At 61.4% G+C, this 12,169-nt stretch carries 9 protein-coding genes; 5 read left to right on the top strand and 4 right to left on the bottom strand.

Going from position 1 to position 12,169, the window contains the following annotated elements:
* Positions 1–77 precede the first annotated feature (77 nt).
* The 3 genes from WKV53_RS08370 to WKV53_RS08360 are packed head-to-tail and all read right to left on the bottom strand — an operon-like array spanning position 78 to position 3,615.
* On the bottom strand, positions 78–1,049 hold the full coding sequence (locus WKV53_RS08370) for an ABC transporter permease (RefSeq protein WP_341404114.1): 972 nt from the start codon (positions 1,047–1,049) through the stop codon (positions 78–80).
* 25 nt (positions 1,050–1,074) lie between these two features.
* The gene (locus tag WKV53_RS08365; protein WP_341404113.1) at positions 1,075–2,001 is read right to left on the bottom strand and encodes an ABC transporter permease; all 927 of its coding nucleotides are present in this window, start codon (positions 1,999–2,001) and stop codon (positions 1,075–1,077) included.
* A gap of 15 nt (positions 2,002–2,016) precedes the next feature.
* Positions 2,017–3,615: a peptide ABC transporter substrate-binding protein gene (locus WKV53_RS08360; RefSeq protein ID WP_341404112.1), complete on the bottom strand. Its 1,599-nt coding sequence runs from the start codon at positions 3,613–3,615 to the stop codon at positions 2,017–2,019.
* Positions 3,616–3,803: 188 nt separating this feature from the next.
* Between WKV53_RS08360 and WKV53_RS08355 the strand changes: the two genes are divergently transcribed.
* Genes WKV53_RS08355 through WKV53_RS08335 form a run of 5 tightly spaced genes read left to right on the top strand, consistent with a single transcriptional unit; the run spans position 3,804 to position 10,839 of the window.
* Positions 3,804–5,144 carry an ABC transporter permease gene (locus tag WKV53_RS08355; protein ID WP_341404111.1) on the top strand — a complete coding sequence of 447 codons (1,341 nt, stop codon included), beginning with the start codon at positions 3,804–3,806 and terminating at the stop codon, positions 5,142–5,144.
* A 1-nt stretch (position 5,145) separates the two neighbouring features.
* Positions 5,146–6,765, top strand: a complete 1,620-nt coding sequence (locus WKV53_RS08350; protein ID WP_341404110.1) for an ABC transporter permease subunit — start codon at positions 5,146–5,148, stop codon at positions 6,763–6,765.
* Entirely contained in the window at positions 6,762–8,831 is a 2,070-nt protein-coding gene (locus WKV53_RS08345; RefSeq protein WP_341404109.1) for an ABC transporter substrate-binding protein, read from the top strand. Before WKV53_RS08350 ends, WKV53_RS08345 begins: the two co-directional genes overlap by 4 nt.
* Complete coding sequence (locus tag WKV53_RS08340) at positions 8,828–9,814, top strand: ABC transporter ATP-binding protein (RefSeq protein WP_341404108.1); 987 nt, start codon at positions 8,828–8,830, stop codon at positions 9,812–9,814. The genes WKV53_RS08345 and WKV53_RS08340 overlap by 4 nt, the downstream gene beginning before the upstream one ends.
* Positions 9,811–10,839: an ABC transporter ATP-binding protein gene (locus WKV53_RS08335; RefSeq protein WP_341404107.1), complete on the top strand. Its 1,029-nt coding sequence runs from the start codon at positions 9,811–9,813 to the stop codon at positions 10,837–10,839. The genes WKV53_RS08340 and WKV53_RS08335 overlap by 4 nt, the downstream gene beginning before the upstream one ends.
* Before the next feature lie 10 nt (positions 10,840–10,849).
* Here WKV53_RS08335 and WKV53_RS08330 read toward each other — a convergent pair whose 3' ends face one another.
* Entirely contained in the window at positions 10,850–12,031 is a 1,182-nt protein-coding gene (locus WKV53_RS08330) for a zinc-binding metallopeptidase family protein (protein ID WP_341404106.1), read from the bottom strand.
* Between the last annotated feature and the right edge of the window lie 138 nt (positions 12,032–12,169).

Below are 12,169 nucleotides of genomic sequence, written 5' to 3'. Positions count from 1 at the left end.
TCGGAGAGTGCGGACCACTATGGTTGGCGATGCGGGCCGAAATAATTCAGCGGGATCTCATGCTCCGATCGACTTCCTCAATCCTTCGATGCCTTCGGGTCGAGCGCATCGCGCAGGCCGTCGCCGAGGAAGTTCAGGGAGAACAAGGTCAGCGAGAAGAAGAGGGATGGGAAAAAGAGCTGCATCGGGTTGGTGAGCATGAAGTTCGCGCCCTCCTGGATGAGGACGCCCCATGAGCTGTTAGGCGCTTTCACGCCGAGGCCGAGGAAGGATAGGGTGGCCTCGAACATCATCACGCCGGGGATGGTGAGCGTGGTGTAGACGATGATGGGGCCGAGCGAATTCGGCAGGATGTGGCGGAAGAGGATGCGGAGGTGGCCGAGGCCGAGCGAGCGCGCGGCTTCCACGTAGTCGAGGCTGGCGACGCTTTGCACTTGGGCGCGAACGATGCGCGAGACGGTGAGCCAGGATAGCGCGCCGATTGCGATGAAGACCGGCACGAGAGTGGTCAGAGGCTCGACCCAGTTGCGGGTGTCGCTCAGTTTCTTCAGCGGGGCTTCCTTGCCCGCGATGAGATTCACGGTCGACTCGGTGAGATCATCGGTCATGGGTTCCAAGATCTTCTTGAGAAGGATAATGATGACCAGGAAGGGCAGAGCGTAGAGAATATCCACGATGCGCATCAGGAGGGCATCGGTGCTGCCACCGACGTAGCCAGCCACGGCACCCCAGACCACGCCGATGGTGACGGCGACAAAGGTGGTGATGAGTCCGACGGCGATGGAGATGCGGCCGCCGAAGATCACCCGCGCGAAAAGATCGCGGCCGAGGTGGTCGGTCCCGAACCAATGTTCGCTGCCGGGCCGTAGATTGCGGTGGACCAGATCGGTCTTGTTAGGGTCCTTCAGGAAATCGCCGACCCAGGGCAGCACCACACAGGTGAAGACGATGAGCGCGAGGATGACGATGCCGACCATGGCAGCGCGGTTGCGGCGCAGGCGCAACCAGGCATCGTACCACAGAGAGGTTCCTTTTTCTTCGGGTGTCATGGAAAAGGGTGGGCAGCAGTCGGGCTCAGGAGGACTTGCGGAGGCGCGGGTTCAGCCAGATCCCGGCCAAGTCGGTGAGGAAGTTCGCGACGATCACCAGGGTACCGTAGAGCATGGTGACGCCCATGATGACCGGGGCATCGAGGGTCTCGATCGACTTGATGAAGTGGCGGCCAAGTCCGGGGACTTGGAAAACGGTCTCAATCACCAAGGAGCCGGAGATGATGCCAGCGAAGGCGGGCCCGATGTAGGCCACGGCCGGGATCAAGCCGCCGCGGAGGCAGTGGCGGATCAGGATTTTCCAACCCGGCACGCCCTTGGCCTTGGCGGTTCGCACGAAGTCCTGTGAAAGCGTCTCCAGCATCCCGGCGCGGGTCAGGCGCGAGAGGTAGGCGGCATAGGCAAGGCCGAGGGTGACGGCGGGCAGGATCCAGGTTTTGGGGTCGATGGCGTCCCAACCGAAGGCCGGCAGGAGCTGGAGCTTGCGGCCGAAGAACTCCGCGAGAAGGGGCCCGATCACAAAGGAGGGAAGGCAGATCCCGAACATCGCGATCGACATCGCCATCACGTCGATCAGGCCATTCTTGCGAGCTGCGGCCAAGCAACCGGCCGGGATGCCGATAGTGATCGCGACGCCCATGGCCAATACGCCAAGTTGAAAGGAGACCGGGAAGGCTTGGCTAATGATGTCCGTCACTTCACGCCCTTCCAAGCGGATCGAGTAGCCGGGATCTCCCTGCAGGTAGCGGCCGAGCTGGATGCCGTATTGGGCCAACACCGGCTTGTCCAAGCCGTAGTAGTGCTCGAGCTTGACCCGGATGTGTTCCGGCATGGCCTTTTCCCGGTTGAGGGGATTGCCGGGCATCGCCTTGACCAGGAAGAAGGTGACCGTGAAGAGCACGAGTAGCACCAGAAGGCTCTGGATCAGTCGGCTGAAAAGGGCTTTGAACATGATGGCCTGGGCGGATCAGGGTTCGAGGGAAATGGTGTGCCAGGGGTGGTTGTCGAGCAGCAGCGGGCTCCAGCCCTTGACCTCCGGGCGGTGCAGGTAATTGCGGCCGCGGTATGAGATCGGCAGGATCGCCTGGTCCTCGATGAACATGCGTTCCGCCTTCTTGAAGATGGCGAGACGCTGTGCGGGATCCGCCTGCTGGGCGGCTTCGGAGAGCATCCTTTCGTATTCGGGATTGGACCAGCCTGTGTTGTTGTTGCCGTTGTCCTTGGTCCACATCAGCAGGAAGGTCGAGGGGTCGAGGTAGTCCCCGGTCCAAGCGGCGAGCGCGATGTCGTAGTCGAGCTTCTGTTGGGCGGAGACGTAAGCGCCCCAGTCCTTCGGCTGGAGATCGATGTTGATGCCGAGGGTGTCGCGCCACATCGCCTGGATGGCTTCGACGGTGCCGCGGCTGCCTGTGCTGCTCATCAGCAGCTTGAAGCGCGGTAGGCCTACTCCGTCCTTGTAGCCGGCCTCTGCCAGCAGGGCCTTCGCGCGCTCGGGATCGAAGCTGACGATCTGGTCCGGCTTGTAGTCGCCCAGGTTCGGGCAAATCGTGCCGCAGGGAATGTTGCCCTGCAGGACGTTATCACAGAGGAGCTTCCGGTCGATGGCCAGGGACATGGCCATGCGCACCTTCGGATTGTCGAGTTTCGGCCGGGTGACATTCACGCGGATGAAGTCGGTGGCGAGGTAGGGCTCCTGGTGGAGGTATTGCGGGCACTCTTCCTTGATCTTGTCCACCAACGGCGGTGGGAGCTGATAGGTGGTGTGGAGCTGCCCGGCGAGGAAGCCGCGGGTTTCCGTGTAGTAGTTCTCCGCGGGGATGAAGCGCAGGCCATTGAGCTTCACATTCGCGGCGTCCCAGTAGAGCGGATTCTTCGCCACATCCACGTGGTCGTTCAGTTTCCATTCCTTGAGAACGAAGGCGCCGTTGCCGACGAAATTGCCGGGCTCGCACCATGGGGTGAAGCGGTCGGTCATCTTGCCAAACCTGAGGATGACGTGGCGGGGAACCGGGAACCACGTGTAGTGGCGGGTCATGCCTAACAGAAAGGGCACCGGCTCCCGCATGGTGAGCTTCAGCGTGTAATCATCAGGGGCGGAGACGCCCACCTGGCTGAAATCGGTGATCTCGCCGCGGTTGAATTTTTCCGCGTTCTTGAGGAAGAAGAGCATCTCCGCATACGGGCCCAACGTGTCCGGGTGTAGCAGGCGGTTGTAGCCGAAAATGAAATCGGCGGAGGTCAGCGGGGCTCCGTCCGACCACTTGCCGTCGGGCCGTAGGTGGAAGGTCCACTCGGTATAGTTCTCATTGTGCTCCCACGAGGTCGCGGCACCCGGCGGGTAGGCGGTGTCGGAATAGGCATCATCCGAGACCAGTCCCTCAAGCAGGGATCGGATGATATTGTGTTCGATAACCCCGGTTACGAGATGGGGATCGAGGGACTTGGGATCGGAGGCGTTGCCAATCAGGAGGATCTTTTCCCGGTTTGCTTTCTCGACCGGGGTCTCTGCGCCACAGGGGGCGAGGCAGAGGAGTGGGAGAAGCAAGGAGAGGGCGCGTCGTGTCATGAGTCGCCGGTGGGTCTAGCGTGTCCCGGGCCGGGATTGCAGGGAAAATTTGCAGGGGGCGACCGTCTTTGTCCTGTTTTGCGGATTTTGCGGGCGTTTCTGTCAAAGCGGCCCTTTGTGCTGTCGGGGACTTGCAAGGGAGGGGGGGATCGCTAGAACTACAGAAACCGTTAGTTTCGTCCCGCCATTTGAAAGCCTATTTCCTGCGCCGACTGCTTCTGATCCCGCTGACGTTGCTGGGGATCACGGCGCTAGTCTTCGCGATCAACCGGATGGCGCCGGGCGGGCCGGTGGAGCGGGCCTTAGCCGGCCTGCTCGGTGGGGAAGGCGGCAAGCGGACCCGCGCGCAAGGGCAGACCTCCCTTTCACCGAGCCAGGTGCTGGAGGTGGAGGAGAAGAAGAACCGGGACCGGAGTTCCATGCGCGCCTATGGCGAATGGTTAGGCGTCGTGCCCCGGGACAAGGAAAAGATCGGCAAGGAATTCCCGAAGGATTCCAACAGCGTGGAGATCGAGGTGCCGGGGACTACCTTCGTGGCGAAAATCGTCCGCAATGGCGACGAGGCCGCGATTCAGTCGCCAGAAGCTGCCGGAGCGGATGGGGCGCCGAAGTCTTCGGCCGAAATGGACCGCGAGACCACCGAACTCGCCCGCTGGAGAGTCCGCCTGCGCAGCCCGGAGGAGCAGAAGCAATCCTGGGACAAGTGGATGGGTGGGGTGTCCCTGAGCAAGCTGCCGGAATACCGCGCCATCCTGTATCGCCCCGGCTTCGACGGCCTGCTCCAAGGGAGTCTCGGCAGTTCGGAAAAGTACCAGGAGCCGGTGGGTCTGATGATCCTAGATCGCCTGCCGGTCTCGCTCTATTTCGCCCTGATGGATGTGCTCATCATCTACTCGGTGTGCCTGCCGCTCGGGATCCTGAAGGCGATCAAGCACCGCACTTGGGTAGACAATGCGAGTTCGGTCGCCATTTTCGCTGGCTATGCGGTGCCTGGCTATGCGCTCGGTGCGCTGCTGGTGGTGATCGTCGGTGCGCGACTCGGCTGGCTGCCGATCCGCGGGTTCACCGGGGATGACTTCGCCACCCTTTCCCCTGCCGACCAGGTCAAGGATCTGGCGGCCCATACCGCGATGCCGCTGGCGTGCTATCTCATCGGCAGTTTCGCTTTCATGACGATGCTCATGAAGAACAACCTGATGGACAACCTGTCCGCCGACTACGTGCGCACCGCCACGGCCAAGGGTGTGTCCTATCCGCGGGCGGTCTTTCACCACGCTTTCCGGAATTCGATCATCCCCATCGCCACCACTTTCGGCGAGAACCTGGCGCTGGTGGTTGCCGGTTCGGTCCTGGTTGAACGTGTCTTCGATATCGATGGCTTCGGCATGCTGCAGTTCACCGCGGTGATTGATCGGGACGAGCCGGTCATGCTCGGTGTCTTGTTTTTCGCGGCCGCGCTCACGGCCATCGGGAAAATCTTCTCGGACCTCTTGGTCGCGTTCTTCGATCCACGGGTAAGCTACAAGTGAAATGACCTTTCCCCGCAAGATCGGCCTTCTTCTGCTGCTGGTGGCGATTGCCGCCGCGCTGGCGTTCTCGCAGAAGCTGAGCCTGCCGTCGCTGCGCTGGTTCTTTTCCTTTGCTGCTACCCCGGACGAGATCTTCGCGGCGCCGGAGAAGGGGTATCTGGTCGACTACAAGTCCATCCAGTGGGTCCCGATGGACTGGAAGTGGGTGCGGACCCATCAGGCGGAGATCGTCGGTTATTCGATCTGTGGTGCCGCGGTGTTGTTGTCACTGGTCCTGCTGATCTTCGGCGGCAAGTTCCACTGGAATCCGCTCACGCTGCGGCGCTTTACCCGCTTCCGCTCGATCGGGCGCGGCTGGCTTTCCTTCCGCCTGCTCATGTTGCTGCTGCTGGTTGCGCTGTTAGATCAGGCGCTGGTCGGCAAGCGGGCACTTGCGGTGAAGTATGAGGGGGCCTGGCATTTCCCAGCCTTCGAGACGAAGCTCTACTCGGAGCAGGACTTTGGCGGAGAAGGCAGTCAGGAGGCGAATTACCGCGACTTGGGCAAGCGATTCAAGGCCGCGGATAAAGGCGATTCCGTGATCATGCCCCTCGTTCCTTGGGATCCGGTGCTGGATACGGACGAGCTGGAAAAGCGTGAGCTCGTGACGCGCGAGGGGTTGCTCTACCGGGCCCATGACAGCGAGCCCTTCAACGGCTACGCGGTGCAGTATTCAAAGGACTCCGACGATACCAAGCTGCGCGATGCGCGCTTCCGCCGCGGCCTGCGCGAGGGCCCGGCCACGCTCTTTGATGCCAAGGGGGAGTTCGTCGGCAAGCAGAGCTGGCACGAAGGCAAGCTGGTGGAGACCTCGGTGGAAGACAGTGCCACGCCCTCCACCGAGCTCCCTTGGATCGAGATCATCTACAAGCCGGCCCCGCCTTCGCTGAAATCGCGTCACTATCTCGGCACGGATTCGCGGGGTTGGGACATCGCCGCGGGGCTTTTGGGCGGGCTGCAAGTGATCTTCAAGGCGGCCTTCTGCTACATCCTGATGATCTATGGGATCGGCATTACCATCGGCAGCCTGATGGGCTATTTCGGCGGTGTCTTCGACCTGGTGATGGACCGTGTCGTGGAGATCGTCAGCAACGTGCCCTTCCTGCTGGTGGTCATGATCGTGATCAGCAACATCGGTCGCGATAACATCGACCTCACCACGATCCTGCTGATCCTTTGCGCGTTCTCCTGGATCGGGGTTTCGGTTTACCTCCGCAGTGCGACTTATCGTGAGAAGGCGCGGGACTACGTGGCCGCCGCCCGGGTGCAGGGAGCGGGTACGATGCGGGTGATCTTCCGGCACATCCTGCCGAATGCGATCTCGACCTTGGTGACGCTCTTGCCCTTTAGCGTCGCGGGTCTGGCCACCTCGCTTACTGCGCTGGACTTCCTCGGCTTCGGTTTGCCGGATCGCTATCCGAGCTGGGGCCGGATACTGGAGCAGGGGACCTCGAACCTCAACTCGCCGTGGATCGTCAGCTCGGTCTTCACCTTCATGGTGGTGGTCCTGCTGCTCATCACCTTCGTGGGGGAAGCGATCCGCGAGGCCTTCGATCCCAAGAAGTTCACCACCTATCAATGAAACGCACGCCCGTCTTTACCGCTGTGGCTGCGTTTGCCGCAGCCTTGGTCCTTGTCGTCCTGCCGGGCTGCAAGAAGGCGGAGCTGCCGCCGCCGTATGACAATACCGCCGAGCGCGAGGCCTTCTACAAGCGCTTCAACGCGGAGTTGCTCACCAAGTTGCAGGACCAGCGCAAGGAGCTGGAGGCTGCACTTGCCGGGCAGCTCAACGACGAGGAGCGCAAGGAAAAGACCGCGGCACTGGCCGACCTGACGCGCCATCTGGAGCGCCCGAATTATTTCGAGAAGCTGGAGGAGAAGGATCTGCCCGGGGGCTTGGAGTGGAAGGACGGCATGGACCAGCCTGAGATGGGGTCGCCGCAGGCCAAGAAGGGCGGCACCTTCCACAGCTACATCCAGGGCTTCGACTATCCGCCGACGCTGCGCCCCGCCGGCGCGGAGGCGAACAACAGCTTCCGCAATTACCACTGGGACGACATGGAGCTCGGCTTGACCGGACTTCATCTGAATACCGGTGCCATCATCCCCGCCGGGGCCGACCGCTGGGCGGTGACCGACGGCGGGCAGACGATCTATTATCACATCGATCCCGAGGCCCGCTGGTCCGATGGCAAGGACGTGACGTCCTACGACTGGGTGATGTCCGTTTACATCTACCTTTCGAAATACCTCACGGAGAACTTCTACCGTGATTGGTATTCGGAGCAGTACTGGGGCATCGCCACCTATGGGCCGGACTACTTGTGCCTGCGCTTGTCCACGCCCAAGCCGATGGGGGCCGCCTATCTCGCGTCCTTTTTCCCGGCACAGGAGGATTTCTACAGGGAGTTCGGTCCCGACTTCGAAAGCCGCTACAACTGGCGTCCGCGTCCGACGATCTCCGCTTATGAGATCCGTCCGGAAGACATCCGCAAGGGCCGCTCGATCTCGATGAGCCGGGTGAAGGACTGGTGGGCCAAGGACCGCAAGTACTACAAATATCGTTTTAACCCCGATCTGCTGGAATACACCTTGGTCCGCGACGAGAACAAGGTGTTCGAGATGTTCAAGCGGGGCGAGATCGACCTGTTCTATCCGCTGGACCCGATCAAGTGGTATGAGCAGACCGAGATTGACCCGGTCTTCAAGGGCTACATCGAGAAGGTCACTTTCTACAACGGCTATCCTTCGATCAGCTACGGGCTCTACTTGAACGAGCACAACCCGTTGCTGGCGGTGGAGGACATCCGCATCGGGCTCCAGTATGCGACGAACTGGCAGAAGGTGATCGACTTCGACCTGCGCGGGGATGCGCAGCGGCTTAACCTGCTGCAGGGCGGCTATGGCCAGTATTCGAATCCCAATATCAAGACGCGGCCCTTCTCGGTGGAGAAGGCGCGGGAAGCTTTCGCCAAGGCGGGTTTCACTACCGCGGGAGCAGATGGCATCCTGCAGGATGCGCAGGGGCGGAGGCTTTCGTTCTCGCTGAACTATACCAAGATCCCGCGTCTGGAGGCGTACATGCTGCGGCTCAAGGAAGAGGCGGTGAAGGCCGGCGTGGAGTACAAGCTGGAAGGCATGGAGAACAGCGCTTCCTTCAGCAAGACCCAGCGCAAGGAGCATGAGATCGCTTTCCTCGGCTTCCAAGGAAGCCTCCCGATCCCGGACTACTACCAGAGCATGCATTCCAAGGAGGCCTACGAGCCGGGAACCCGCAAGCCGAAGGCGATGTCCAACAACCTCTTCAGCTTCGCTGATCCTGCGGTGGACGTGATCCTGGAGGCGAATCGCCAGGCTCGCACCGAGGATGAACTGAGGGAGACCAGCTGGAAGCTGGAGCAGATCATCCACGACCGCGCGATCTGGGTTCCGGGGATCGACCGGCCTTTCTACCGCCTGGGCAACTGGCGCTGGGTGCGCTGGCCGGACGACTTCAATGTCCGCTTTGCCAATGATCCCGAGATGGGGAAGGTGATGTGGATCGACAACGACATCAAGAAGGAGACCCAGGACGCGATGCACACCGGCCGGGCCTTCCCGGAGAAGAATGTGGTCTATGACCAGTACCGCGAAAAGAAGACCGAATGACCGAGCCGCTTCTCCAGGTCCGTAATCTGATCACCGCCTTCGACACCGATGCGGGCCTGGTTCGCGCGGTCGATCAGGTGAACTTCGATATTTCCCGAGGCAAGACCCTCGGGATTGTCGGCGAGTCGGGTTGCGGCAAGAGCGTGACCGCGATGTCGATCATGCGCCTGCTGCCACAGCCTGCGGGTAAGATCCTGCAAGGTGAGGTGCTTTTCAAAGGACGGGATCTAACAAGGCTGAGGCCTGATGAGATCCGCAGGGTGCGCGGCAACGAGATCGGGGTGATTTTCCAGGAGCCGATGACCGCGCTCAATCCGGTGCACCGCATCGGCAAGCAGCTGTCCGAGTGCTTCCTCATCCACAAGAAGATGAGCAAGCGGGAGGCGTGGAACGCGGCGATCGAGATGCTGCGGCTCGTGAAGATTCCCGCGCCGGAACTCAGGGCGGGGGACTATCCGCACCAGCTGTCCGGCGGGATGCGGCAGCGCGTGGTAATCGCCATGGCGCTTGCGCTGAAGCCGGATCTGGTCATCGCCGATGAGCCGACCACGGCGCTGGATGTGACGGTGCAGGCGCAGATCCTCGACCTGATGAAGCGGCTGCAGGCGGAGATGGGCATGTCGCTGATGCTGATCACGCACGATCTCGGCGTGATCGCGGAGACCTGTGATGAGGTGGTGGTGATGTATGCCGGCCGGGTGGTGGAACGCGCGCCGGTGAAAGAACTTTTTGCCCGTCCGCTCCATGCCTATACCCGGGGCTTGCTCGCTTCCATTCCGCGCTTGGAAACGCCGCGCAAGGCGAAGCTGCCGGTGATCCCGGGGATGGTGGCCTCGTTGAGGGATCTAGTGCCAGGTTGCCGCTTCTGCCAACGCATGGACCGGCAGGGCTCCACCTTGCGCGATCGTCCGCCTTTCATCGAGGTCTCACACGGCCACTGGGTGGAAGCCTGTCCGAACTGCTACGCCTCGACCGACGTATGACCCCGATCCTTTCCGTGCGAGACATCAAGGTGCACTTCCCGGTGACGGGTGGTCTCCTCATGCGTCAGGTCGGGTCGGTCAGGGCGGTGGATGGCGTGTCTTTCGATATTGCTCCGGGAGAGACGCTTGGGCTGGTCGGCGAGTCCGGTTGTGGGAAGTCGACGCTCGGCAAGGCGATCGTCCGTCTCAATGACGTGAACAACGGGAGCATCCACTTCGACGGTCGTGACATCACCCGCCTCGGGCGCGGTGCGATGCGGCCGGTCCGTGGCGATTTGCAGATGATCTTTCAGGATCCGGTCGAGTCTTTGAATGCGCGCCACAGCGTGCGTGAGATTCTGGAGGAACCGCTGATCATTCACGGCCATGGTTCCGCGAACGAGCGGCGCAAGCGGGTGGATGAGCTGTTAGAGCGTGTCGGCCTCCAGAGCGCCGCGGCGGATCGCTATCCCTTTGAGTTTTCGGGCGGCCAACGCCAGCGGATCGGGATTGCCCGCGCCATCGCTCTGAAGCCGAAGCTGATTGTTTGCGACGAGCCGGTTTCGGCGCTCGACGTGTCGGTGCAGTCGCAGGTGCTGAATCTCTTGTTAGAGCTGCAGAAGGACCTCGGGCTTTCGTATTTGTTCATCGCGCACAATCTCGCGGTGGTGAAGCACATCTCCGACCGGGTGGCGGTGATGTACCTCGGCAAGATCGTGGAGATGGCGGATGCCGATTCGATCTACCAGCGGCCGAAGCACGCCTATACCAAGGCGCTTCTGTCTGCGATTCCCGAGCCTGATCCCTCGTTGGAGAAAGAGCGCATCCTTCTCGAAGGCGATGTGCCCTCGCCGATCGATCCGCCGAAGGGGAGTGCCTTTGGACATCGGATCAAGCACCCGCGCTATGAGGAGACGGTGGGTGCGGATCTTTCGCTGAGAGAGATCGAATCCGGCCACTGGGTCGCGGCGGATCCGTGCTGCCTGGAGGCGGAGGATTGGGCGAAGGTTAGTGGCGCCTTGTCCTTGAAGGCAGGGGCGTCGTGATGTGGGCCTGTCAGGCAAGCTCTGAGTGTGATGGTGTGGCAGTGGCCTCGCGCTGGCTCTTCACGACGAGCTGGATGAAGTGAAGTTTTTTCAAGACGGTGCGCGACATGACGAACGGATAGAAGTCGCGGTGACCCATGCTTCTCGCCAATTCGTTGAGGGCGGTGACCAGCTCCATCCATCCATTCACCAGCATGAGCACGCGCGCAGCATCGGGATCGTCCGGGGCATAGAGGTCATTTAGAGTAAATGGCTCGGTATCGAGCTCGATGTCGTCGGCATTGAGTCCAAGTCCGATCGCGGTATCAAGGCTATCGACCATGTGCAAGTAGTGAGCCCAACTCTCGGCCCAATCCTCCCAAGGGTGGGTGGCCGCGTAGGAGCTGATGAAGCTCTCCTGCCAGTTGGGCGGTGGTCCGGAAATGTAGTTGGCTTGCAGTGCCGCGGCATAGTCGGCGCGCTCATCGCCGAAGAGCTCACGGAACTTTTCATGCCACGGCGTACCCGCAATCAGGCGGTCCCAGTAGTAGTGGCCGATTTCGTGGCGAAAGTGTCCCAGCAGTGTCCGATAGGGTTCGTTCATCTGGTTGCGGACGGCCTCGCGGATGGAGTCGTCGGCTTCCTCGATGTTCAGTGTGATGAGCCCGTTGCCATGGCTGGTCATGATCGGCGCCGACCCAGGCGGGGTGCGCAGGAAATCGAACATCACGCCGTGTTCCGGATCTTCCTCGACCTTTGAATGGACGGGCAGCCCGATCGCGATCAGTTGCCCTACCAGTCGGCGTTTGGCCATTTCGATCATGCGCCAATGGCTGCAGTTGTCCGGTTCGTTGAGATTCGGGATCGTGCGGTTCAGACGACAGGCAATGCAAAGCGTGGACGGGTGATCCGCGGGTACCAGCCAGTTGCAGCCGGCGGGTGTATCGATGTTGACGCAGCGGCGGTAGAGGGGCGCAGGGGCATCTGCGCCCGAGATCTGCCAGATTCCTTGGGTCTTCGTTGGCTGCAACGAGTGGACCTCCGCGTGAGTGGGTTCATAGCCAAGCGCGGCGCCACAGGCGAGGCACAGGCTATTGTGGAAGAAGACCGGCCGACCGCACTGGCAGCGATAGGTGTGGCCGCGGCGTGGAGTGCCTGGGGCTCGAGTCGCTTCGGTGACTGACGGCGCGATGTTCTCGACAGGGCTGTTCATGGGAAACGCGGGGGACGAGCTGTGATGAAATGCGTGAAGCTTGTTTACTTAGCATGAAGTTGGATGCGGAAGTCGTCCGGAGCAAGCGCCGCGCACGCACCGGATGAGTAACCGGAGGATCATGCAAAAAAATCGGGA

It is taken from the genome of Luteolibacter sp. Y139 (genome assembly GCF_038066715.1).
GTDB classification, from domain to species: domain Bacteria; phylum Verrucomicrobiota; class Verrucomicrobiia; order Verrucomicrobiales; family Akkermansiaceae; genus Haloferula; species Haloferula soli.
The sequence above is the reverse complement of the archived record's forward strand: the minus strand, read 5'-3'. Positions and strand labels throughout refer to the sequence as shown.

Bases quoted from the DNA above. Each gene is read 5' to 3' on its own strand.
- WKV53_RS08370 (WP_341404114.1), bottom strand. From the start codon at position 1,049: ATGACACCCGAAGAAAAAGGAACCTCTCTGTGGTACGATGCCTGGTTG.
- WKV53_RS08335 (WP_341404107.1), top strand. From the start codon at position 9,811: ATGACCCCGATCCTTTCCGTGCGAGACATCAAGGTGCACTTCCCGGTG.
- WKV53_RS08350 (WP_341404110.1), top strand. From the start codon at position 5,146: ATGACCTTTCCCCGCAAGATCGGCCTTCTTCTGCTGCTGGTGGCGATT.
- WKV53_RS08340 (WP_341404108.1), top strand. From the start codon at position 8,828: ATGACCGAGCCGCTTCTCCAGGTCCGTAATCTGATCACCGCCTTCGAC.
- WKV53_RS08345 (WP_341404109.1), top strand. From the start codon at position 6,762: ATGAAACGCACGCCCGTCTTTACCGCTGTGGCTGCGTTTGCCGCAGCC.
- WKV53_RS08365 (WP_341404113.1), bottom strand. From the start codon at position 2,001: ATGTTCAAAGCCCTTTTCAGCCGACTGATCCAGAGCCTTCTGGTGCTA.
- WKV53_RS08360 (WP_341404112.1), bottom strand. From the start codon at position 3,615: ATGACACGACGCGCCCTCTCCTTGCTTCTCCCACTCCTCTGCCTCGCC.
- WKV53_RS08330 (WP_341404106.1), bottom strand. From the start codon at position 12,031: ATGAACAGCCCTGTCGAGAACATCGCGCCGTCAGTCACCGAAGCGACT.